Origin of the sequence: Acinetobacter sp. RIT698 (assembly GCF_009668065.1) — a bacterium.
GTDB lineage: Bacteria > Pseudomonadota > Gammaproteobacteria > Pseudomonadales > Moraxellaceae > Acinetobacter > Acinetobacter guillouiae.
This window is the reverse complement of record NZ_WJYH01000004.1, coordinates 1-23,975: the sequence shown is the minus strand read 5'-3', so window position 1 is coordinate 23,975 and position 23,975 is coordinate 1. Positions and strand designations below refer to the sequence as shown.

At 39.8% G+C, this 23,975-nt stretch carries 24 protein-coding genes; 8 read left to right on the top strand and 16 right to left on the bottom strand.

The annotated features are described in order from the left end of the window. The first annotated feature begins 141 nt into the window (after window positions 1-141). The 3 genes from dksA (at window position 142) to GJV03_RS02690 (ending at window position 2,097) form a co-directional block, all read left to right on the top strand. A complete protein-coding gene (gene dksA / locus GJV03_RS02700; RefSeq protein ID WP_004725300.1) occupies window positions 142-669 on the top strand; it encodes an RNA polymerase-binding protein DksA in 528 nt (175 codons plus the stop codon). A 4-nt stretch (window positions 670-673) separates the two neighbouring features. After that, window positions 674-1,588 carry a tRNA glutamyl-Q(34) synthetase GluQRS gene (gluQRS, locus tag GJV03_RS02695; protein ID WP_151956298.1) on the top strand — a complete coding sequence of 305 codons (915 nt, stop codon included), beginning with the start codon at window positions 674-676 and terminating at the stop codon, window positions 1,586-1,588. Window positions 1,589-1,710: 122 nt separating this feature from the next. Further along, complete coding sequence (locus GJV03_RS02690; RefSeq protein WP_252720672.1) at window positions 1,711-2,097, top strand: hypothetical protein; 387 nt, start codon at window positions 1,711-1,713, stop codon at window positions 2,095-2,097. A 61-nt stretch (window positions 2,098-2,158) separates the two neighbouring features. Here the strand turns inward: GJV03_RS02690 and ftsW are convergent, their stop codons facing one another. From ftsW to glnK, 9 genes are all read right to left on the bottom strand, one after another. Next, entirely contained in the window at window positions 2,159-3,355 is a 1,197-nt protein-coding gene (ftsW, locus tag GJV03_RS02685; protein WP_004725295.1) for a putative lipid II flippase FtsW, read from the bottom strand. A 23-nt stretch (window positions 3,356-3,378) separates the two neighbouring features. Then, the gene (gene murD, locus GJV03_RS02680; protein WP_154129409.1) at window positions 3,379-4,725 is read right to left on the bottom strand and encodes a UDP-N-acetylmuramoyl-L-alanine--D-glutamate ligase; all 1,347 of its coding nucleotides are present in this window, start codon (window positions 4,723-4,725) and stop codon (window positions 3,379-3,381) included. A gap of 259 nt (window positions 4,726-4,984) precedes the next feature. Next, window positions 4,985-5,530 carry a VTT domain-containing protein gene (locus GJV03_RS02675; protein ID WP_004725292.1) on the bottom strand — a complete coding sequence of 182 codons (546 nt, stop codon included), beginning with the start codon at window positions 5,528-5,530 and terminating at the stop codon, window positions 4,985-4,987. A gap of 109 nt (window positions 5,531-5,639) precedes the next feature. After that, on the bottom strand, window positions 5,640-6,299 hold the full coding sequence (locus tag GJV03_RS02670) for a riboflavin synthase (RefSeq protein ID WP_154129408.1): 660 nt from the start codon (window positions 6,297-6,299) through the stop codon (window positions 5,640-5,642). A gap of 91 nt (window positions 6,300-6,390) precedes the next feature. Then, window positions 6,391-7,695: a DNA adenine methylase gene (locus GJV03_RS02665; protein ID WP_154129407.1), complete on the bottom strand. Its 1,305-nt coding sequence runs from the start codon at window positions 7,693-7,695 to the stop codon at window positions 6,391-6,393. Continuing rightward, window positions 7,692-8,804 (bottom strand): bifunctional diaminohydroxyphosphoribosylaminopyrimidine deaminase/5-amino-6-(5-phosphoribosylamino)uracil reductase RibD, encoded by a 1,113-nt coding sequence (gene ribD / locus GJV03_RS02660; RefSeq protein WP_004725287.1) that lies wholly within the window; start codon window positions 8,802-8,804, stop codon window positions 7,692-7,694. The genes GJV03_RS02665 and ribD overlap by 4 nt, the downstream gene beginning before the upstream one ends. A gap of 33 nt (window positions 8,805-8,837) precedes the next feature. Further along, a complete protein-coding gene (nrdR, locus tag GJV03_RS02655; protein ID WP_004725286.1) occupies window positions 8,838-9,302 on the bottom strand; it encodes a transcriptional regulator NrdR in 465 nt (154 codons plus the stop codon). A gap of 144 nt (window positions 9,303-9,446) precedes the next feature. Continuing rightward, entirely contained in the window at window positions 9,447-10,850 is a 1,404-nt protein-coding gene (locus GJV03_RS02650) for an ammonium transporter (protein ID WP_056517581.1), read from the bottom strand. A gap of 67 nt (window positions 10,851-10,917) precedes the next feature. Continuing rightward, window positions 10,918-11,256, bottom strand: a complete 339-nt coding sequence (gene glnK / locus GJV03_RS02645; RefSeq protein ID WP_004725283.1) for a P-II family nitrogen regulator — start codon at window positions 11,254-11,256, stop codon at window positions 10,918-10,920. A 291-nt stretch (window positions 11,257-11,547) separates the two neighbouring features. Here glnK and GJV03_RS02640 point away from each other — a divergent pair, with 291 nt between their 5' ends. The 3 genes from GJV03_RS02640 to GJV03_RS02630 all read left to right on the top strand — a co-directional run bounded on the left by GJV03_RS02640 (window position 11,548) and on the right by GJV03_RS02630 (window position 13,877). Then, window positions 11,548-11,775, top strand: coding sequence for an accessory factor UbiK family protein (locus GJV03_RS02640; RefSeq protein ID WP_154129406.1), 228 nt, complete (start codon window positions 11,548-11,550; stop codon window positions 11,773-11,775). Between the two features lie 71 nt (window positions 11,776-11,846). Then, window positions 11,847-13,334: a YifB family Mg chelatase-like AAA ATPase gene (locus GJV03_RS02635; RefSeq protein ID WP_154129405.1), complete on the top strand. Its 1,488-nt coding sequence runs from the start codon at window positions 11,847-11,849 to the stop codon at window positions 13,332-13,334. Window positions 13,335-13,367: 33 nt separating this feature from the next. Next, complete coding sequence (locus GJV03_RS02630) at window positions 13,368-13,877, top strand: N-acetyltransferase (protein WP_154129404.1); 510 nt, start codon at window positions 13,368-13,370, stop codon at window positions 13,875-13,877. 65 nt (window positions 13,878-13,942) lie between these two features. On the opposite strand, the gene GJV03_RS02625 is transcribed toward GJV03_RS02630, so the two are convergent. Further along, a complete protein-coding gene (locus GJV03_RS02625; RefSeq protein ID WP_151956293.1) occupies window positions 13,943-14,713 on the bottom strand; it encodes a TorF family putative porin in 771 nt (256 codons plus the stop codon). Window positions 14,714-15,213: 500 nt separating this feature from the next. Continuing rightward, window positions 15,214-15,984: a TorF family putative porin gene (locus GJV03_RS02620; protein ID WP_154129403.1), complete on the bottom strand. Its 771-nt coding sequence runs from the start codon at window positions 15,982-15,984 to the stop codon at window positions 15,214-15,216. A gap of 309 nt (window positions 15,985-16,293) precedes the next feature. Between GJV03_RS02620 and GJV03_RS02615 the strand changes: the two genes are divergently transcribed. Beyond that, complete coding sequence (locus GJV03_RS02615) at window positions 16,294-17,619, top strand: OprD family outer membrane porin (protein WP_151956290.1); 1,326 nt, start codon at window positions 16,294-16,296, stop codon at window positions 17,617-17,619. A 102-nt stretch (window positions 17,620-17,721) separates the two neighbouring features. On the opposite strand, the gene ppa is transcribed toward GJV03_RS02615, so the two are convergent. After that, window positions 17,722-18,246 (bottom strand): inorganic diphosphatase, encoded by a 525-nt coding sequence (gene ppa, locus GJV03_RS02610; protein WP_004725270.1) that lies wholly within the window; start codon window positions 18,244-18,246, stop codon window positions 17,722-17,724. A 121-nt stretch (window positions 18,247-18,367) separates the two neighbouring features. Further along, a complete protein-coding gene (locus GJV03_RS02605; RefSeq protein WP_004725268.1) occupies window positions 18,368-18,766 on the bottom strand; it encodes an MAPEG family protein in 399 nt (132 codons plus the stop codon). Window positions 18,767-18,872: 106 nt separating this feature from the next. Here GJV03_RS02605 and GJV03_RS02600 point away from each other — a divergent pair, with 106 nt between their 5' ends. Beyond that, window positions 18,873-19,259, top strand: coding sequence for a hypothetical protein (locus tag GJV03_RS02600; RefSeq protein WP_354666823.1), 387 nt, complete (start codon window positions 18,873-18,875; stop codon window positions 19,257-19,259). 91 nt (window positions 19,260-19,350) lie between these two features. On the opposite strand, the gene GJV03_RS02595 is transcribed toward GJV03_RS02600, so the two are convergent. The 3 genes from GJV03_RS02595 to GJV03_RS21390 form a co-directional block, all read right to left on the bottom strand. Beyond that, a complete protein-coding gene (locus GJV03_RS02595) occupies window positions 19,351-21,024 on the bottom strand; it encodes a long-chain-fatty-acid--CoA ligase (RefSeq protein ID WP_004725264.1) in 1,674 nt (557 codons plus the stop codon). 149 nt (window positions 21,025-21,173) lie between these two features. Beyond that, window positions 21,174-23,393: a DNA topoisomerase IV subunit A gene (parC, locus tag GJV03_RS02590; protein WP_004725262.1), complete on the bottom strand. Its 2,220-nt coding sequence runs from the start codon at window positions 23,391-23,393 to the stop codon at window positions 21,174-21,176. Between the two features lie 310 nt (window positions 23,394-23,703). Further along, window positions 23,704-23,975, bottom strand: a 272-nt coding sequence (locus GJV03_RS21390; protein ID WP_171501827.1) for a hypothetical protein, incomplete at its 5' end; no start/stop codon positions are given.

The following is a 23,975-nucleotide window of genomic DNA, read 5'->3' as shown; positions in this document are numbered from 1 at the left end:
GTTAGGTGACTTTCATCTTGGTAAAAAAATCTATATGATGACGCCCCCGATAGATTCATTCTGTTGGTAGTGATAAAAATACTTGCATATCACCATATTTTTTGCGTATAGATAATACGTATATGATGAGGAATGCCCTTTATGGCGAATGACAACCAAAATCAAGTCTTGGAAGAACAAACAGCAATTGCAGATGATAAGTCTGTAAAGCGAGTGCGTAAAACCAAGCCGAAGACCAATGAAAACGGTACTACAGCAAGTCTATTCGGTATCGAGCCTTATCAGCCAAAGAAAAATGAAGAATACATGTCTGAGGGGCAACTCGAACATTTTCGTAAAATTTTGCTGGCATGGAAAGCAGAATTGATGTCGGAAGTGGATCGCACCCTAAATACAATGCAAGATGAATCTTCTTCTTTACCTGATGTAAATGACCGTGCGACGCAAGAAGAAGAGTTTGCCATCGAATTACGTACCCGTGACCGTGAACGTAAACTTATTCGTAAAATAGAGCAATCTATTGAAGCGATTAAAAATGATGACTATGGTTTCTGTGAAACTTGCGGTATCGAAATTGGTTTACGCCGTTTAGAAGCACGACCAACTGCAACTTTATGTATCGACTGTAAAACCCTTGCAGAGATCAAAGAGAAGCAAAATAACGGTTAATACTGTGTCAAATTCCTCCCCAACCCTCTCTTTTCCAAAGGGAGGGAGGAAGAGTACTGCCTACAAAGGTCGGTTTGCACCCTCCCCCACAGGGCCATTACATTTTGGCTCCTTAGTAACCGCTGTCGCGAGTTATTGCGACGCTAAAGCTCATCATGGGCAATGGATCGTCCGCATCGAAGACACGGATATCCCTCGTATTTACCCTGATAGTGAACAGCATATTTTAAAGTGCCTAGATGCTTTTGGCTTCCAATCTGATGCTGAAATCATTTATCAACGACATCGCTTAGACATTTATCAATCTGTAATCGAACAACTCAAACAAAAACATTTCATTTATGCCTGTGAATGTACCCGTAAAATATTAGGCTCAAATCATATCTATGCTGGCACCTGCCGAGACAAACAGCTCGACTTTCAAGACCAAGCCATTCGTGTAAAAGTTTCTGATCAAAACATTTGTTTCAATGACCGCTTGCAAGGACAACATTGCGCGAACTTACAACGCGATTTGGGTGACTTTGTACTAAAGCGTCGTGATGGCATTATCAATTATCAACTGGCAGTCGTTGTCGATGATTATTTACAAGAAATCAGCCATGTCGTGCGTGGTGCGGATTTATTGGATAATACTGAACGTCAAATTTGGCTAGGACAGCTTTTGGGGTATCCCGCTCTTGAATATATGCACTTACCCCTCGCCATGAATCATTTGGGGCAAAAACTCTCTAAACAAAACCTTGCGCAAGCGCTTGATCTCAAACATGCACCTGAATTGCTGTTACAAGCGATTATAGCACTTGGACAAGCTCCAGTAGACCTAGATCAGCCAGATCTCATGTTGGCTCAAGCTGTCGCTCAATGGGATATTTCTCGCATTCCTCAAGGGACAACGCTACAATCCATTTATCAGTAATCCCTGATTAAGCAACAATACCAACATAAGAATACCAACATAAGAATACCAACATAAGAATACCAACATCATTCAGGATTGAGATGAACCTTTTAAAAAATCTAATAACGCTGAGTTTTCTCATGATCACAGGCCTCACCGAGGTCTATGCACAAATGGCAATTTTATGTATTTCCCCGATTTCTAAAACTGCTGTTGTTGATGAAATGAGTGGCGCACCACGTGAACAATGGGGTAAACCATTACCAACTTATTCAGTTCAAGTCGATCGCTCTGCAATCATCAAGGTCGATCACAAAACCCCAATCAAACTTAAACTTGCAAATACCTCTGGAAAACATCAGATCAAGATTTATGCCAATGATGTATTGGAAACTTCGTTTTATTATTCCCCAACAGCGATAGATGTATTAGGGCTGAGTGAGTCCGGTTATCAAACTTGGGATTGGGTAAAATTTAAAACCACCCAATCGGCATTAAAATATTGCAATACGCAAAATCCAAACTAAATCACCCATAAAAAAAGCCATTTGTGATCAAATGGCTTGTCTATTTAAGTTCAATAAAAAATTAAAAACTAGACTCTTCTCGCGCTGGATTGGCATCCTTGGTGGTTGCATCAATTTTGAGAATTAAACTGATCATCACCGCACACATAATTAAAGATGAACCACCATAACTAATAAATGGAAGCGTTAGCCCCTTGGTCGGCAACATGCCCATATTCATACCCGCATTCACCAAGATCTGTAATAAGAAAATAATACTGATCCCGTAAGCCAAGTAACCTGCGCGCAAATATTGATGATTGAGCGCACGCTGACCGATACGAATACAGCAAATCAACATCACAAATGAGAGCAGCAAAACGGTCGAAATACCAAAGAAACCGAATTCTTCACCTAAAATTGCCAACATAAAGTCAGTATGTGCTTCAGGCAAATAAGACATTTTTTGAATACTATGTCCTAAGCCTACCCCAAACCATTCACCACGACCAAAGGCCATCAAGGCATTCGACAATTGATAACCAGAGCCCAAAGGATCAGCCCAAGGGTTTGAGAATGACATTAAGCGTTCATAACGATATGGTTCAAACACGATTAAGGATACAAATGCCACCAGAATCGCACCAAATGCAAAGCCGAACTGGATCATGGGTGCACCAGCCAAGAAGAACACACCCAGCATCGAAACAGCAATCACCACTGTTGCCCCTAAGTCAGGCTCTGCAATAATTAGTCCGACCGTCAGCAACATCACCACACCTAGACGTACCAAGCCCTTAATATTATTACGGACCTCTTCAGCACGACGAACCACATAGTCTGCGGTAAATATGGCCATCATCACCTTGGCGACTTCGGTTGCCTGCAAGGTAAATCCACCTACACGAATCCAGCGTGTTGAACCATTGACTTCTGTACCCACCACCAAGACGGCGAGTAATAAAGCAATGGTGATCAACCACAATGGAAAGGTATTTTTAAACCAAAGGTTGAGTGAAACTCGATAGGTAATTGCCGCCGCAACAAAAGCCACCACGATCGAAATTGCATGACGAATCACATAGTGAAATTCGTTTTCATGCATTCGTTCGGCATAAGGCATTGAAGCCGAAGCCACCATCACCGTACCAATACACAACAATGAAATGACGCAAAATATCAGTACATTACGCGGTGTAATCTCTGCCGGCAATTTTGGCATCCAGCGATCATACACTTGGTGAATCTTACTTATAGTCGTCTGAGCTAACCCAGCCATACTTTATTTCCTTATGATTCTTTTTAGTTTAGAGCATTTACATATTCAACAAAGCGATGACCACGCTCAGGATAGCCTGTAAACATATCAAAGCTTGCACATGCAGGTGATAATAGCACTACATCTTGCGCATGCGTATGTTGTTGACAAAGTTCTACAGCTTGTTGCAAAGATGCTGCATGTAGCAGCGTTGTTGTCCCTGCAATGGCATTTTCAATGATTGAGCGATCTTCACCCATCAGTACCGCAACTTTGGCATATTTTTGCAGAGACTCACGTAGTGCAGTAAAGTCCTGCCCTTTGCCCTGACCACCCAAAATAATAGCAACCTGACCACCTTGGGCTTCAATTGCAGCACCTAAACCGTCCAATGCCGCCAAAGTTGCACCGATATTGGTGCCTTTAGAATCATTATAATAACGAACACCATTCACTTCTTTAACGAATTCGCAACGGTGCTCTAAACCTTTAAAGGTTTTTAAGGTTTCAAGCATTTTGTCCATTGGTAAACCAATCGCTTCACCCAAAGCTAAACATGCCAAAGCATTGGCAACATTATGCGTGCCTTGGATATACATCTCTGAACTTTTGAGTAGACGTTCACGACCTCGCGCTAACCAAATCGTACCGTTATCTTCTCTTAGGATACCGTATTGTTTTAAATCAGGTGCATTGAGCCCAAAGCTTTGCATCGGTGTGACATCTGGTACCAATGGGCGAGTTAATGAATCGTCACGGTTATATACGACTTTTTTCACACCTTGGAAAATACGATGTTTTGCCGCATGGTAACCTGCCATATCCCCATGACGGTCCAAGTGGTCTTCACTCATGTTCAAGACCACAGCCACTTCTGCATTTAAACTCGAGGTTGCTTCCAATTGAAAGCTGGAAAGTTCAAGGATATAAACATCTGGATCATCATGGGTTAAATCCAAAGCAGGACGCCCCAAGTTACCCCCTACTGCAACCTTAACCCCTGCATCTTGCGCCATTAAACCAATCAAAGTGGTCACGGTACTTTTTGCATTTGAACCAGTAATCGCCACAATCGGTTTATCTGTAGCACGGCAGAGAATTTGAATTTCACTGATGACGGGAATGCCTTTTGCAATCGCAGCTTGAATTGCTGGCAACTGAGGATCTAACCCCGGACTAATGACAATCTCTTCAGCTTGTAAAAGTAAATCTTGATCGAGTTGACCAAAGCTGGTTTGAACTGCTGCTGGAATTTGCTCATGTCCTGGTGGAACTTCACGAGAATCTGTGACTGCAACACGGTAGCCATTTTCATGAAGAAAATTTACGGCTGAAACGCCTGAAATTCCAAGCCCAGCCACAACTTTTAACCCACCACGTTGTATTAACATTTTTGCTCACCAGCATTAAGATTTTAAAACTTGCAAAATGTTAGCACTTTGGCGATTTGAAAGCTTTTTCTGTTTGCACTTTCTGGATATTTTTTTGTGTCAGTGCGTAAAAACAGCAGCAGATTATTTTAATAAATACAGCTGATTTCTTAAATAAAACCATTCGCGTTTTTATTCTATTCTCAATATCAATAAGCCGAATGTTGAGGATCAGCATTCGGCTTATTCATCGGGGCAGTTTACGACAGTTTGAATCTGATTAAAATGAATCGAGCAGTAAGGATAATAAATTACCCGCGCCATAACCCGCACCAAGTAACAGCGCAATCCAAATCCATCCGCCTAAAATGTTATACAACATGAATACAGGCATTTTCATATGCCCTGCACCCGCTGCAAAAGGAGCAAAAGAACGAACAAAAGGCACAAAACGGGCAACCAGAATGGTTTTTCCACCATGCTTTTCAAAATAATGGTTGGTCTTTTTAATATATTCAGGCTTAAACCAACGTGAATGCGCGTGGAAAAATTTAAAACCCAGCGCACGTCCCGTATAATAGTTCACCATATACCCCAAAATTGAAGCAATAATCAGCAACACACCCATATAGTGCAAATGCACAGATTCAGCGGTAGAACATAAAGCACCGACAGCGATCAATAAACTATCGCCAGGGAGAAAAAACATAAAGACTGAGCCAGTTTCTGCAAAAATGATTAGAAACAAAATGGCATAAATCCACAGCCCGTAATTTTCTAAAAAAGTGGGCAATAATTGTTCTAAATGCAATAAAAATTCAAGCAATACTCAACTCTCTTACAGAAGAATTCACGATATATTAGCCTAATTTAATCATGTATATATTAAAAGGCCTAAATAAATTAGGCTTTTTTGAATCAGGTTTGGTTTTTATTTATTTTAAAAAACCATTGGCTGCCAGAAATTCCATACTGAGTTTAGACTCAGCTTTTGGCTCAGCAGCTTTATCGCCAAGTAACAATCTTTCTATATAACGTGCCAATACATCGACTTCTAAATTCACTTGAGAACCCACTTTCCACGTTCCAATATTGGTCCGTTCAGCAGTATGTGGAATTAAATTTAAACTTAAGATATTTCCACGTAAATGATTGATGGTGAGGCTAATTCCATCTACAGTCACAGAACCTTTTTCAGCCAAATATTTAGCAATTTCAACAGGTGCAGTGACTTCGAAATACAGTGAGCGAGCATCTGAACGCACTACGGTGATTTCACCCACAGCATCGACATGTCCACTAACGATATGTCCACCGAAGCGTGTTGTTGGCAACATTGCTTTTTCTACATTGACCACTTGCCCCGCTTTCCAACTTGCTAAAGTCGAACGATTTAAGCTTTCACGGGACACATCAGCAGCGTACCAGTTTTCACCCCAATCGATCACAGTTAAACAAATCCCATTGGTTGCAATAGAGTCGCCCAAATGTACATCAGACATATCCAAGTCTGTCTGAATACGTAAGCGCACATCACCGCCTACATTTTGTAAACTTTCGACTTTACCCAAACTTTCAATGATACCTGTGAACATAATTCTACCTACTGCTGCAGTGAGAGGAACTGATGAAGTTCAATCGTGTTTATTTTGCATTTGCCCATATTTTAAAGGCAAAGGTGCATTCTTACCATAAGGCCAGTTGCGTACTTACACCTGATGTATCCACACCACCCAATTCTGCAAAATGATAGAGTTGACCCAACAGCTGACGCAATGGTGGTCCAGACTTAGCATGGGTATCGGTGATTACAATAAACTCAAGCACACGTGCGCGCTCAGACTGACGCTGTTTACTGACACGATAACGAGGCACATCCTGAGTCAATAAGGTGACTTTGCCACGTTTCAGATTGGCCGCCAATAAGTCTTTGGCCTCAATATTTCCATCGGTTGAGTAACTGGTGAGAATATAACGCGCATTAATCGTTTCCAACAAATTCTCATAAGCTTCTTGTGCATGCTTAGAAGAATTATAAGGACTTGGGCGTTCTTTACGCCATGCACGGTCAATCCCACTTTTAAAACCTTTGGTATCCGGTGTCGGTAAATCAACTTGATCCCACAGTGTTAGCGAGTTGAGTACATGATAATTACTACTATAGGCATGTTGGTTATACGGTGGATCTAGATAAGCCACATCGACTTCAAAACCACTCATTTGATTTGCCAAGTGCTGTGCATCTACACACCACACTTCTGCCATCGGTGTTTTCTGCTTATTTTGCCCGACTTCACTAAAGCGACTCGGTGTAAGCCACAATAACGACTCAATCCGTTCCAACGCAGTTTGGGTCTTACCGCCCCAACCATGATGGAAGCTTTTAAATACACCGCTGGTATTACTGACAAAACTTGCTGAATAGAGCAAAGGTGCCAATAAGGCACTCATTTCTACATCGTCAATTGCACCCTGTGCTTGCCAAGTGGCAATTTGCTGACGAATTGCATCTATACGCATCCCATTACGGCGTTTAAAAAATAAACGGTCTCGTGCGGGGTCATAAACTTCATCATTCCGCGGACAAAGGTTATGCGTAACCCATCCTTTCACTTCAGGTAAACGGTTTAAATAATCGATGGCTTTTTGATACCCACCCAATTCTTTAAATGCAGGTGCATCTGTGCATGCCAAAATGGCATGATTTAATGCATGGCTATACGGTTCCCAATCATTGGCAATCACCCGATAGCCATTTTGACGTGCTAAACGTGAAACCACCCCACTGCCTGCAAAAAAATCGGCAAAAATCGGGGCGCGTTTACCCTTAGGATTCAAAGTACCTGTGATTTCAAGCGCTTCAAGAATCAGATGCAACAAACGACGTTTGTTTCCCAGATAGGGAACCAACTGATGAAAAAGATATTCATCTGTTGTACGCGCAGCATGACGACGTTTATGGTAAACCGATGATGTTGACTCTGGATTCATACTGACTCTTGTGAAGGGATAAGTCTTAAGCGAATGTCATCACCAAACTGATGAACATCTTGTAACTTAAAACGTAATTGTTGTGCCATCGTTTCAAATTCGGCATTGAACATGGCACGTGCTGATTGTCCTAAAAAGGTTGGCGCAACATAACTGATTAATTCATCCACCAGTTTTTCCTGCAAAAATGCAGTGGATAATGTCGCACCTGCTTCAACCAACACATCGTAAATTTGGAAATCTTTTAAAGTCGTAAGCAAATCTTTTAAAGATTGTACTTCTAATTGTACCACGCCCAGCTTGGCAAGTTCTTGACGAAATGGTCCCATGACCATCACTGTTTCAGGCGCGCTAAGAATTTGAGCATTGAGTGGCAAACGCCCTTGTCGGTCTAAAATCACCCGCTTAGGCTGGACAATCGTTGCAATATCAATATCACCCAATGAACGCACATTTAATTGAGGGTCATCTGCCAAAATGGTATCGATCCCGGTAATCACTGCACCTGAAATAGCCCGCCAATGCTGAACATCTTGACGTGATTCAGCCCCAGTGATCCATTTAGACTCACCAGACGCCATTGCTGTACGGCCATCTAAACTTGACGCAACCTTTAACCGCACATAAGGCACACCCGTTGCCATTGCTTTTAAAAAGCCTTGATTGAGTTGAGCCGCTTGTTGCTCACAAACCCCTGTTTCAACCTCAATCCCTGCCTGGCGTAAAATATCCACGCCTTTTCCCGCCACCAAAGGATTTGGATCAGCACATGCAATAACAACTTTGCTGACACCCGCTTCAACCAAGCCTTTAGCACAAGGTGGTGTACGGCCATAATGCGCACAAGGTTCCAAAGTGACATACGCGGTTGCGCCCTTGGCAGACTCGCCTGCTTGACGCATGGCAAAAACTTCGGCGTGTGGCTGACCAGCTCTAGGATGAAAACCCTCTCCCACCCATTGCCCATCTTTTACAATGACACAACCGACGTTCGGGTTTGGTCGTGTGGAATATTGTCCAAGCTTCGCGAGCTCAATTGCTTTCTGCATCCAAACCTGATCTATGTTGACATAATCTTCGGGTTTAGAATTTGAATCAAACTCAGACATAAAATTCCTAATCAATAACGTTCAAAAATAAAATTAGTGGTCTTGCCCACGATCTTGCATTTGTTCAATTTGATGACGAAACGCATCAATATCTTGAAAATCTTGATACACCGACGCAAAACGCACATAAGCCACATGATCCAATGCAAACAAAGATTTCATGACAATTTCACCAATGGTGCGTGAACGTACATCACGTTCACCGAGGCGGCGAATTTGCAATTGAATATCACTAATGACGGTTTCAATCTGTTCTTGAGTCACGGGTCTTTTTTGTAAAGCGTGCATTAAAGAACGTCGTAATTTTGCTTCGTCAAACGGTTCATTTTTACCATCTGACTTGGTCACGCGTGGCATGACCACTTCATAACTTTCAAATGTCGTAAAACGTTCGCCACAACTGATACATTCACGACGTCGACGAATCTGGCTACCTTCAGCGGCCAAACGAGAGTCGATTACTTTACTATCTGCAGCGTTGCAAAATGGACAATGCATAGTGGTTTTATTGAACAAAATTCATGATTTCATCTAGTGTAGCAAAAAAACCTGATTTTGTTGAGCCTTTCGCAAGATATGGAAAAAAAACAGCCCTTACGGACTGTTTTATACTATATATAGTTATTATTCTAATTAGATTGATTATTCGATACGTTCGCCATGTTGGCTTAAATCAAGACCCATACGTTCATCATCAGATTCAACACGGATCCCAATCACCACATCGATAATTTTAAGTAGGATAAAGGTCACAACTGCTGAGTATGCGATTGTTGCTAACACACCTTCAACTTGTACCCATAATTGATGCATAACATCTGTCGGTGCTTTGTCGCCCATAATGAATGAGCTGGCAAATACTGCTGTTAAAATCGCACCAACAATACCACCTACACCATGTAAACCAAATGCATCCAATGAGTCATCTGCTTTAAGGATACGTTTAAGACCAGAGATCCCCCAGAAGCACACTACACCACCGATTAAGCCCATGATCAACGCACCGCTTACTGTCACAAAACCTGCCGCTGGCGTAATCACAACCAGACCAGCAACTGCACCCGATGCTGCACCCAATACTGAACCTTTACCACGAACAATTTTTTCAACCACTAACCAAGCAATTGCTGCCGCTGCGGCTGCGATTTGAGTTGTGACCAAAGCATACGCTGCTGAACCATTGGCACCTAAAGCAGAACCACCATTGAAACCAAACCAACCGACCCATACCAAGCTTGCACCCAATACAGTTAAAGTTAAGTTATGTGGTGCCATAGATTCTTTGCCTAAGCCCATACGTTTACCCAGTAAATACGCAGCAACTAGACCAGCAACACCCGAGTTAATATGAACAACAGTACCACCAGCAAAATCAAGCGCGCCATCATTCATTAACCAGCCACCACCCCATACCCAGTGTGCAATCGGTGCATAAACAATAATGACCCAAATCGTAATAAATGTGATCCAAGCACTGAATTTCATACGATCAGCCACAGAACCACTGATAATGGCAACGGTAATAATCGCAAAAGTCATTTGGAAAATAACGAAAAGAATTTCTGGAATTGTGCCACTCAGCGCATCTGTTGTAATTCCAGATAACATGATTTTATCGAAACCACCAATAAAAGCGTTACCAGAACCAAATGCAAGTGAATAACCAATGACCACCCATACGATGCTGACCACTGCTGCGGCAGTAAAGCTTTGCGCCATGGTGGCAAGCACATTTTTCTTACGAACCATACCGCCGTAGAATAATGCTAAACCGGGAATTGTCATCAGTAATACAAGTGCTGTAGATACAAGAATCCACGCTGTATCACCTGTATTTAAAGTTGGTTTTTCTGCCTCTGCTGGAGCAGCTGCGGCAGTCACCGTTTCAGGCGCAACGGTTGCCGATGTATCGGCGACTGTTGCAGTCACATCACTTGCCGTTGCAACAGCTGTAGATGCAGGCTCAGCTACGTTTTCTTCTGCCCACGCAACTGATCCGCCAAGAAGTGCGCCAGACAGGCTGAGCGCTAATAGCATTTTTTTCATTCGTATCCCCCAACCTAATTTTGTGAGTTATGTATTGATATACATAACCAGCAATCTTCGTGCCAAATTAAACAGCGTCTGGACCTGTTTCACCTGTACGAATACGAATTACTTGCTCTAAATTAGTCACGAAAATTTTTCCATCACCAATTTTGCCAGTGCTAGCAACGCGTGTAATAGATTCAATCACTGAATCTACCATGTCATCACTGATTGCGATTTCGATTTTCACTTTAGGCAGAAAATCAACAACATACTCAGCGCCACGATAAAGTTCAGTATGCCCCTTTTGACGACCAAAACCTTTAACTTCAGTTACGGTAATCCCTTGAACGCCTATATCAGACAGTGCTTCACGCACGTCATCTAATTTAAACGGTTTTACAATTGCAGTTACGAGCTTCATATTGTTTTCCTTCGGCTTATTTCACCAGTAAGGTTTTATGTTCAATTTTCATGCCAATCTTATTAATGGTTGGGGTGATTAATTCAATCAACATGCATTGCCTTTATAACCTATTGTATATACTTAGGTGAAGTTGCAACTTTAAAAAACACATAATATTGCGTGTTTTTTTAGATTTCACTGCTAAATTATAGGAGACATCATGCTTTAAGCATCGGATAAAAAATTACTTAAATAAAATGAATACGCGATGTTACACTAGGCAAAGAACATTACTCATTTGGATTCCTCATGATTGAAACATTATTACAAGCAATTTTAGAACAGGTCGATCAGCCTAAAAAAGACATAGAACATAATTTACGCGCCTTACTTAATGAAGCCATTTCTAAAATGGATATCGTTTCAAAAGACGAAATTGAACGCCAAAAGACTGCACTAAATAATGCCAATTTACGCTTGACCGATTTACAAGAACAGGTCAAAGCACTTGAGATACTGATGCAGGATAAAAAGTAAACTAAATTTGCACATTATTGGTGCAAAAAATATAATAATGATTAAAAATAAAGCACAAGTGGAAAACAACAATGTCTTTAGCAAAAATTTATACCCGAGGCTTGCTCGGGCTACATGCACCTTTAATTGAAGTTGAGGTCCATGTTAGTGCAGGGCTTCCTTCTTTAACAATTGTTGGCTTAGCTGAAGCTGCAGTTCGTGAAAGTAAAGATCGCGTTCGATCTGCCATCATTAACAGTGGTTATCAATTCCCAAGCAAACGCTTAACCATCAATCTCGCACCTGCGGATCTGCCCAAAGATGGCTCTCGTTTAGATCTGCCCATTGCACTTGGTATCTTGATTGCCACAGGGCAACTTCCCGAAAATGTCACAGATCATTTTGAGTTTATTGGTGAGTTGGCACTGGATGGGCACTTAAGGCCCAGCACAGGAACATTAACCATTGCGATGGCATGTCAAATGGCCAAGCATCAATTGATGTTGCCACAGGAAAATGCCGCAGAAGCAGCGCAATTGCCTGAGTTTCAGGTGTTTGCTGCACAGCACTTAAAACAAGTCTGTGAGCATTTCTTAAACCTACAAAAAATTGATGTAACTGTTCGGCAAAAAGTACAGCAAAACAATGCCTACAAATTTGATTTGGCAGATGTCAAAGGACAATTACGCCCGCGGCGCGCTTTAGAAATTTCAGCAGCAGGTGGACACTCTCTTTTATTTAAAGGCCCACCAGGTACAGGTAAAACCCTGTTAGCTTCTCGCTTACCGAGTATTTTGCCAGCCTTAAATCCACAAGAAAATCTTGAAGTTGCCAGCATTTATTCAATTGCCAAGACTAAACACCATTTTGGACAGCGCCCATTTCGCGCCCCGCACCATACCGCGTCTGCAATCGCTCTTGTCGGTGGCGGTTCAAATCCAAAACCTGGAGAGATTACGCTGGCGCACCTAGGTGTACTATTTTTAGATGAATTGCCTGAGTTTGACAAAAAAGTGCTCGAAGTTTTAAGGCAACCACTTGAATCTAAAGAAATCGTTATTTCTAGAGCATCACGCCAAATTACATTTCCTGCAAACTTTCAATTGATTGCAGCAATGAACCCCTGCCCTTGTGGTTATGCATTTAACCAAGACAGTCGCTGCCAATGTTCTGCCGAAGCAATTAAACGGTATCAAAACCGAATTTCAGGTCCATTATTGGATCGTATTGATCTCCATATCGATGTGCCACCATTAAAAACACAAGAATTACAGGATCAAACACCTGTCGAAGATTCAGCAACAGTACGGGAACGGGTAATTGATGCGTGTGACTTTCAAATCCAAAGACAAGGGCATTTAAATCACAGCTTATCGCCAAAAGACTTAGAAAAATATGTGATTTTAGATGAAACATCCAAGCAAATGCTCGAAATGGCACAACAACGTTTGAATTTATCTGCGCGGGCGTATCATCGTATTTTACGTGTTTCAAGGACCATTGCAGATTTAGCTCAAAGTGAGCAAATCCAAAGTACCCATTTAACCGAAGCCTTGTCATATCGGGGAACTCAATCTTAGAATCCAAGCTATGACGTATAGAAGATAAATAACATGCTAAATTTAACCTTACGCAACGAACATGCAGACGACATTGAAAATATTTTCAATCTCACTCAACTGGCTTTTCTAAATGCAGCGCATACCGACCATACTGAACACTTGATCGTCAATGCACTCAGGGATGCAAATCAATTAACCATTTCCATTGTTGCTGAATTGGATGAACAGATTATTGGGCATGTGGCAATTTCACCTGTTGAAATTTCTTCTGGTGCACAACATTGGTATGGTTTAGGTCCAATTTCAGTTGCACCAGAATATCAACACCAAGGTGTTGGTAAAGCTTTAATCCAACACGCATTACAGCAGTTACAACAATTCAATGCCGCAGGATGTGTTGTGCTTGGAGATCCTGCCTATTATTCCAAATTTGGCTTTCAACCACATGAAAGTTTGATCCTTGAAGGTGTGCCTGCTGAATATTTTCAAGCCCTTAGCTTTGACCAAAGCATTCCACAAGGAACGGTAAAATATCATCCAGCATTTGAAGTGAAAGCCTAATTTGATTTCAAAATCGCAAAAAATAAAGGTGACTCAAGGTCACCTTTATGTATTTTAATTTGCGCTTAGAACGCTTTAGTTAAAGTAAACACAGCGCCTGTTTCAACACCACGTTTCGCAGAATTAGTGAATCCATCAGTATCAATATTGGTTCCCACTGCTGCAAGTTCCGCAGTTACTCCTGGAATAGATTTAACTGCATAATTCACCCCGACTTTCCAGTCGACATAATTGTCGTTACCATCAGCTAATGCTTTTTTATCCATTGTGGTATAGCCAACATTTGCAAGCCCACCAAAACCAGTATCACCAAATGGAGCTGAATAGCCAACGTTAAAATTCCAACTGTTCCCACCGACTGCTGCCCAGTCATTGGTATAGTTCACATTGGTCAATAAACTACTGCCTTTAACCAAGACATCTGCAAATATTAATTTTGCATAAAACTCAGTCCAGTTAAACTTACTGGTTGCACTTGGATAATTATATTCAACAACACCAACATCCAAAGTTGGTTTAAAGGTCGGAGATAACGCCAATGCTGTTGTATAACCAATAGATGGGTCTAATTCTAAATGTGGATCTGCCTCACCAAAATTTACATTTGAACCCCAAAGACCCGCATATAAACCTGAACTATGCGATAAGGTAAAACCCGCTTGTACTGCTGGGTCGTTATAAGTTTGAGTCATACCGCGGAAACGATAGTCACTCGTTACGGCAGCACTACCTGAAAAGCTTAAACCTAATTTTGACAGTGCGTTGTCTTCCGCCATTGCCATTGTTGCTGTAGACGATAGAACTGCCAATGTTAGTGCTTTAGTTGAGAATTTCATCTTAAGTGCTCCCCCATCATACGATGTTTATTTGTTATGCTAAAATTTGATGAACTCACTAAGCAATTAGCAATTGCCATGCCAAGATTAAATTCAAGCTTTTTATAAAATTTATAAATATACAGTAATCTATTTATAATCAATATTTTAAAATTAAAATATTGTGGATAATTTTTTTTATTCTTCAGTTGTTGAACATATACTATTTCAAGCATCACTTGATGGAACTGATTCATACTGACCTACTTTAAGCATGGTTTTAATGCAAAGTAGTATGAAAAATCTAAGCGTAAATTTTCTATAACGTGCTTTATTGTTATCATAAAAAGCGTATAAATATTGCTTTACGCTTTTCATGTAAGATGATTTTAGTGGTGCATATTGTTCTTTTGCTCAAAAAAAGCACACATTTTAAAAAATGCCTAAAAAAAGTGCATGCCCAATCTTCGGTCATACACTTCGATAAAATAGGTAAGTAAAATAACTCACTCATATTCATCTTAAAAACTATAAGTCAAACCAAATACCAAATTGTCCTTATAATCTTCACCTAAACGGTCTTTACCACCAATTACATAGTCTAATGAAGCTGAAACACCTGTATTAGCAATGACTTTACTGAGCCCCAAGCGCATTTCACTTAACGCAAAATCCTGTTCTGTCTGCACAATACTGTCATCATGATGACTGTTATATAGAGATGCACCAATAGCCGTGTTGAAAATAAAATCTTGAGCCAAAGCATGACGATACGCGATGCTTAGATAAACATCACCCGCATTGGCAGAGGATGCATCGGCTAACATCACTGAAGCACCTGCGGTTAAATTTTTATAACTCAGCTCAGCGGATAGATCTGTATAGGTGGTTTTACGATGATCTGCTTGATCAGCATAAACAGTACCGCCTTTATGATAAACATATGCAGTGGTTTTTAAGTTATAGCTCCAATTTTGCGCAATTTCTTGAGCATAAGCTAAATAAAAATTATTTTCAAAACCATGATCTTGCGTATCATCTGCAGGGTTGTAGCTCAGTGTAGAACCCCAATACCCCACCGTGATGCCACTTTTATGTGCATAACTTAAACCGCCTTGCACAGCGACATCATCATTTTCAACTCCACCTCGATAAATGTACTTGGATACCAGTCCCACATTTCCAGAGATCGTACCATTTTCAACCAAGACATTTGCTTCTTCAGCAAATGCCGGGCACGACGCGATACAAATAGGCATTGCCCATAACAGTTTAGAAATAAGTGAGTTCATGATGACAAACGGGTGGGCGTATAAATAAAGGCGAATTTTACTGTGTTTTTAAATTTTTGGTAAAAAACATGGACATAAATTCAGCATATTTTTCAACTTATTTCATATTTCACATAAAATCAGTATTTTAACAATTCTTTAGAACTTTTTTTCATAAGAAAAGAAATTAATATTGTGTAAAACATTACAGAAATGTAATATTTTTAAGCAAAAGAGATTCCCTTTTTATAGATTAAATATACAATTCATCCACAATCTGTTCTGAATTCGATCAGTCAGTGCAATCTATTCTCGTTCACGAGGCAATTCATGTTGAATGCTCCAAAACTTACTTTAGCTGTATTAATTAACGCGGTTCTAATATCCCCTACATTTGCTAGCGAACAAAGTGATGCAAAAGGGTTCGTTGAAGATGCCAAAGGTTCTGTATTGTTTCGTACAGGTTATATTCTTCGTGATAAAAAACATGGTATTAACGATCAAAGCTCATTTGCACAAACTGCAATTGTTGACTTAGATTCTGGCTTCACTCAAGGTATCGTCGGTTTCGGTGTTGGTGTAGTTGGCGATGGTTCTTTTAAAATCGGTCCAAACAACCATGCTGGCAATAATATGATTGCACTCAAAAATAATGGTGCAAGAGACGCAAATGGACGAGTTGATCCATATGATCATTGGGCACGTGGTGGCGCAAACGTAAAAGCTCGTTTCTCAAATACGACTGTACGTTATGGTACACAAGTGCTCGACTTACCTGTACTTGCAAGTAATACAACACGTCTTGTTCCTGAATATTTTACAGGTACGTTATTAACCAGCCATGAAATTAAAAATTTAGAACTTGTTGCTGGTAAATTCACCAAAGACCAAATGTCTGATCAGATCAAGACTGATGGTAATAAATTAGATGATGCGATTGTTTGGGGCGCTAAATACAAATTTGATGACCAGCTTAGCGCGTCTTATTACGGTTTAGATTCTAAAAATGCGTTAGAACGTCATTATATCAATGCAAATTATAAATACCCATTGGCAAATCAAAGTTCTTTAACTTTTGATTTCAGTGGTTATCACACCAAGTTTGATAAAAATGCCAATACCTATTCTGCAACAGGCCCTGTTGATGCGGATTATGCAAATACAGGTAAAGCAGGCGTAGAAAAAACCAATAATATCTGGGCATTGTCTTCTACTTATAATCAAGGTCCGCACACTGTTATGTTGGCTTACCAACAAAATACAGGTGATGTGGGTTATGACTATGGTCAAAATGCTGACGGTTTCCAAAGTATTTATCTACCAAACTCTTATATGTCTGATTTTATTGGTAACCATGAAAAATCAGCTCAAGTTCAATATAACCTAGACTTTAGCAATTATGGTGTTGCTGGCTTAAATTGGACCACAGCATTTGTTTATGGTTGGGATATTAAAGTCCGTAATGTAACTGATGATGCACAAGAACGTGAATTCTTTAATCAGGTGAAATACACCATGCAAAGTGGTTTTGCAAAAGATGCGAGCTTACGTCTACGTCACTCTTACTACCGTGCAAGTGAAGCGTATAATCCTGTCTATATTGGTGATACCAATGAATGGCGTATTTTCTTAGATATTCCTGTGAAATTTTTCTAATTTAGAATAAATCCACAGAAACAAAAAAACCTGCATTGAATCATGCAGGTTTTTTTATGGGTTTGAATATTTTTCAATATTCAAACCACGTTTTAATCCGGCTTATTTTGCAGCTTCGATTGCTTTTAAGACTTCAGCTTTTGCAACTTCTGAACTTTCCCAACCTGTCAATTTAACCCATTTACCAGGCTCTAAGTCTTTGTAATGTGCAAAGAAATGTTCAATTTGATTCAATAATAAAGCAGGAAGATCTGAATATTCTTTCACATCTTTATAAAGCGGAGTCAATTTATCATGTGGAACTGCGATCAGTTTCGCATCGATACCACCATCATCTTCCATGTTTAATTTACCAACAGGACGACAACGAATCACTGAACCATGTACCAATGGGTGTGGAGTTACAACCAATACGTCTAATGGGTCACCATCTTCAGACAATGTATTTGGTACATAACCATAGTTCGCTGGGTAGAACATCGCTGTACCCATGAAACGATCTACAAATAAAGCATCTGAATCTTTATCTACTTCATATTTAATCGGTGCAGCATTTGCTGGGATTTCGATAATTACGTAGATGTCATTTGGTGCATCTTTACCAGCAGGAATATTGCTATAGCTCATAGGATACTCTTTCAAGTGAGGTCTTATTTAAAATCTTGTCGATTATAACGCTAAATTGCGCAAACAGATGCGGATTATACATTTTGCATCATCAAAATGAATGAATTTCATCGAAAACTGTTTAGACGATTCGAATAACCAATAACAATAAAATAATTGGGCAAGCTAAGGACAAAGCCCAAATAATGGTACGTAGCGCTGAAATATTCGCCAGATAGCAAATTCCATAAATAATGCGTAACACAATATAGGCGATACCTAACATCATAATCAGATGTTGTGATACCACCATATACTCTGCCATTAAAATCGCAGCAATAAATAAAGGTAAGCTCTCAAAACTATTCTGTTGTACTGCATTGGCACGTGCAGCCAAACCTGTGGTTTTGGCTAAAAATTCACGGGGATTCTGATTATCAGCAGCTTTAAAACCACCAGACGCTTTTGCAATAATGGTAAAAACATAAGGAAGTAAACAGGCAATTAGAATTAAATATATGATGCCATCTATCCCAGACATGATTTTTTCTCATGAAGTGTTAATGCGAGTTATCATAGCATGGCATGAACAGAATATTTTTTGTTAAATGCAGAGTTTTGCAAAATTGTGTAGTGAGGACAATAACGTGCAACCAGATCAAAATGAATTGTTTGAGGTTTTAGAAAAGCAGCGCCATCAACAAGCGGAGATTGATCGTATTCTTAAAATTGTATTGCCAATTTTGGCTTTTCTCTTGTGCGTGATTTGTGCAAATTACAATTGGCAATCCACCTTGGGAACGCTCATTGTTTTGGTGGTGGCTTTTTTTGCCGTCGGCATAAAGCGTATGAATCTATACTTTTGGTTAGCTGCTATTGTCGTATACTGTTTAATCGATATTTATTTTAGCTATGGCAGTATTCATCCTTCTGCGCTAGGGCGTCAAATGGGCACTATGCTAACCTTTACAGCAATTGTTGGCTTAAGCCGCCCCTATATTGATGGTTGGTATATTCGTTCTCACAAAAAATAAATGTTGAAATCACCGCATAAAGCGATCGATTACTTTACATCGAAGATAAAAAAGCGCCACTATTGGCGCTTTTTTATCTTTAATTTTTCAATTATTTACGTAAATCTTTACGTAGGATTTTACCTACATTTGATTTTGGTAAATCATCCATAAACTCAACATAACGCGGACGTTTATAACCCGTTAAGTTTTCTTTTGCATATTCAAGAACTTCTTCAGTGGTTAAAGATGGATCTTTTTTCACTACAAATAGTTTTGGCACTTCACCAGATTTTTCATCAGGCACACCAATTGCAGCCACTTCAAGCACTTTAGGATGTTGCGCAATCACTTCTTCAATTTCAGAAGGATAGACATTGAAGCCAGATACTAAAATCATGTCTTTCTTACGATCGACAATTTTGAAATAACCACGGGTATCCATGATCCCAATATCACCTGTACGGAAATAACCGTCCGCTGTCATGACTTTTGCAGTTTCATCTGGACGATTCCAATAGCCTTTCATGACTTGAGGACCACGAATCGAGATTTCACCCTGCTCGCCTTGTGATAAATGATTGCCATCATCATCTAAGATCGCAACATCCGTCAGTGGTAAAGGAATACCAATTGTGCCACTAAACTCAGTCGTTGCAGGTGGGTTTGCAGTTGCGACTGGAGAAGTTTCAGATAAACCATAACCTTCAATAATGATGGTTCCTGTAACTTTTTTCCATTCTTCAGCAGTTGACGGTAACACGGCCATACCACCGCCCATCGCCATTTTTAACTTACTGAAGTCGAGCTGTCTAAATTCTTCATTATGCACCAGCGCATTAAACAAGGTATTTACCGCAGGGAAGAAACCTGGTTGGTATTTACGTAATTCTTTAATCACTGCAGGTAAATCACGTGGATTTGGAATCAGAATATTTGCTTGACCTTTATACATACCATACATCGCACAAACCATAAATGCGAAGATGTGATAAAGCGGTAAAGCACAGAAGATACGATCATCTTTAGCGCCATCACCTTGGCCAAATTTACTTTGGAAAATACCGTCACATTGCAACAAGTTTGCAACTAAGTTACGGTGGGTAAGTTCCGCTCCTTTTGAAACACCCGTAGTACCGCCTGTGTACTGAAGTACAGCAGTATCACTGAGTGTCATGGTTGGACGTTTATAATTGCTTGGACTTACTTTTGCCAATGCAGCATTAAACTTAGTATGTCCTGGAATATTCCAATCCGGAATTTGTTTACGCACTTTACGTAAAACAAAATTTACCAAAGTACCTTTTAAGGTACCTAACATATCGCCAACCGAAGCAATGACAACATGTTTTACTGGTGTTTTACCAATAATCGCTTGATAAACAGTCGCAAAGTTTTCAACAATGACCAACGCTTCAGCGCCTGAATCATTAAGTTGGTGTTCTAATTCACGTGCTGTATAAAGTGGATTCACATTCACAAGTACCAAACCTGCACGGAGTACACCTAAAGCGACAACGGGATACTGAAGGACGTTAGGCATCATCACTGCAACACGTGAACCTTTTGCCAAACCTAAACTTTGCAAATAGGTTGCAAATTTACGGCTTGCCAATTCAAGATCACTGAATGACATCACTTTATCCATGAAGATAAAGGCATCACGTGAACCAAATTTTTGGAAATTACGCTCAAAAATATCAATAAGAGAGCTATTTTCCTGTGGCAATTCTACTGTTTCTGGAATCCCAGTTTTTTGATATTCAGCGAACCAAACTTTTTCCATAATGCCATAATCTCCAATCAGTAATCCTTAGTTTTAAACTGTTTTTCTCAATATTGAACATAATTTTTTGGCTTCTTTGTGCTCAATATTGCATCCATTTTCACGAACACTTTGCATATATAACGTATTTCAATCCAAGGATGCTAGTTTTATCTTTGAATCAACAGTTTATTTGCTTTTTGATATCCGCGCGGTAACAACTGACCTTTTGATGCGCGTTTACCGATATATTTCTGTAAATCTTCCCCTTTTAATTTTAATTGTTGCTGCCCTGCAAGCACTTGTATTACTTCATCTAAATTCAAAGTTAACATAAACTGAACAGACTCATTAGTTTCAAGTTGTATCAACTTATTTCCTTTACCTTTATTGAGCGTTGGCAAGTCAGATAATTCAATTAAAAGTAGGCGTCCTGCTGAGCTGAGTATAGCCAAATGAGTATGGTTTTCAACGACTTCGATTGGCATTGCTGTCGCATTTTCAGCAACAGTCAGGAATGTTTTACCTGCTTTGGCATTGGTATCCAATTGTTTAGCTTGCGATTTAAAGCCATAACCTTTTGAACTTACAGCAACTATTTCTTTTTCTTCATCTTCAATCAGGACTTGCATAAAGCCCACACCATTGGCTGGAGAAAGTTTTGAACTCAACGGTTCTCCTAAACCACGCGCCGATGGCAAACTATTGATGGCCAAAGCATAACTTCGTCCAGTTTCATCTAAAATATATACTTTCTGATTCGACTTACCTTGTGCTGAACTTAAGTACTGGTCACCGGCACGGAAATTTAATTTTTCAACATCAATATCATGACCTTTGGCTGCACGAGCCCAACCCGCCTCAGAAAGGATCACCGTTACCGCTTCAGCAGGCATTAAATCTTGTTCACTAATGGCCTGTGATTCTTCACGTTGCACAACCGGTGAACGACGATCATCACCAAACTTCTTCGCATCATCTTTAAGTTCTTCGATAATCAAAGATTTTAATGACTCTGGATTTGCAAGTTGTTCACGAATCACTGCTGCTCTGGCCTCAAGTTCTTCTTGCTCACGGCGCATTTCCATTTCTTCAAGTTTTGCCAAATGGCGTAACTTAAGCTCTAAAATTGCTTCTGCCTGAACTTCATCAATATTGAAACGCATCATCAACACGGGTTTAGGTTGATCTTCTTCACGAATAATTTTGATCACTTCATCAATGTTCAAATACGCAATGATCAAACCACCAAGAATATGTAGGCGCTTTTCAATTTTATTCAGATGATATTGCAGACGACGTGTGACAGTACTCTTACGAATTTCAATCCATTCTAATAAAATGCGACGGATTGATTTGACTTGTGGACGACCATCAGCACCGATCATGTTCATATTGACACGATAGCTCGACTCTAAATCGGTTGTCGCAAACAAATGACTCATGACTGCATCGGCATCGATACGATTTGAACGTAATACAATCACCAAACGTGTTGGGTTTTTATGGTCTGATTCATCACGTAAGTCACTGACCAATGGCAGTTTTTTGGCTTGCATTTGATCTGCAATTTGCGTGATGACTTTCGAGCCAGAAACTTGATATGGCAGCTCAGTGATGATAATTTCATTTTTTTCAATGGTATATACTGCACGGGTACGATAGCTACCACGTCCAGTCATTTGAATTTTTAATAATTCATCACGTGGTGTAATAATTTCTGCTTTGGTCGGTAAGTCGGGTGCAGGAATATATTCTGCAATTTTTTCATCTGTTAAGTTTGGATTACGGATTAAAGCAATCGTACCTTTAACCACTTCACGTAAATTGTGTGGCGGAATATCCGTTGCCATTCCCACTGCAATACCAGTGGTACCATTGAGTAAAATATTTGGTACACGCGCTGGTAAATTGACTGGCTCTTTCATTGAACCATCAAAGTTATCTTGCCAATCACAGGTCCCTTGACCTAATTCAGAAAGTAACAAATCACTATAAGGAGAAAGTTTAGCTTCGGTATAACGCATGGCTGCGAATGATTTAGGATCATCAGGCGAACCCCAGTTCCCTTGCCCTTCAATAAATGGGTAACGATAACTAAATGGCTGTGCCATCAACACCATGGCCTCATAACAGGCTGAGTCACCATGCGGATGGTATTTACCCAATACATCACCGACTGTACGTGCAGACTTTTTCGGCTTACCGCTTGGTTTTAATCCCAATTCGCTCATCGCATAAACGATACGGCGTTGTACAGGTTTTAAACCATCACTAATGTGTGGCAATGCACGATCCATAATCACGTACATGGCATAGTTGAGGTAAGCTTGTTCAGTAAATTCTGCTACGGAACGATTTTCTGTCGCATGATGCGCAAGGCTTGTCATAACAACCTTTTATCCTAAATAAGTGCGTTCTAAATAAATGTTTTGTATCTACGTTCTTATGCTAAGTCGCAGGGTCTGACTACACAAGTGCAAGTGTACCCTACAACGACAAATTGCGTCTTAAGATCTTTCTAATGACGTAAAATTATCCATTTTTTAAGAAATGAGCAACTTTTATTTCAAATCTAAAATATTAAAAGTCAAATACACAACAATTCTTGTCAAAACAAAATGCTCTTATAGATAAAATAGAAAGACCTCGATTTGATAAGAATTGAGGTCTTGATTTATAAATATAAAAAACAAAGGATTATTTAATTTCCACACTCAATTTATCTGATAATTTTTTATAAAAATCAGCCCTGTTTCTTGGATTCTTTAATTCTTTGCAAGTTTCTTCTAATGCTGTAATTGCTTCTTGTTTAGTAAATTCACCATCCTCAATGAATGGTTGAAGCTTCTTATCGTAAATATATTTTAATTCATTATATTCCTCACATTGCGCACAAGAAACAAGGGAGTCATCCCCTTTTCCACCTGGATTTTCATCTTTATAACTATACTGTTTATTGATATCTTGAA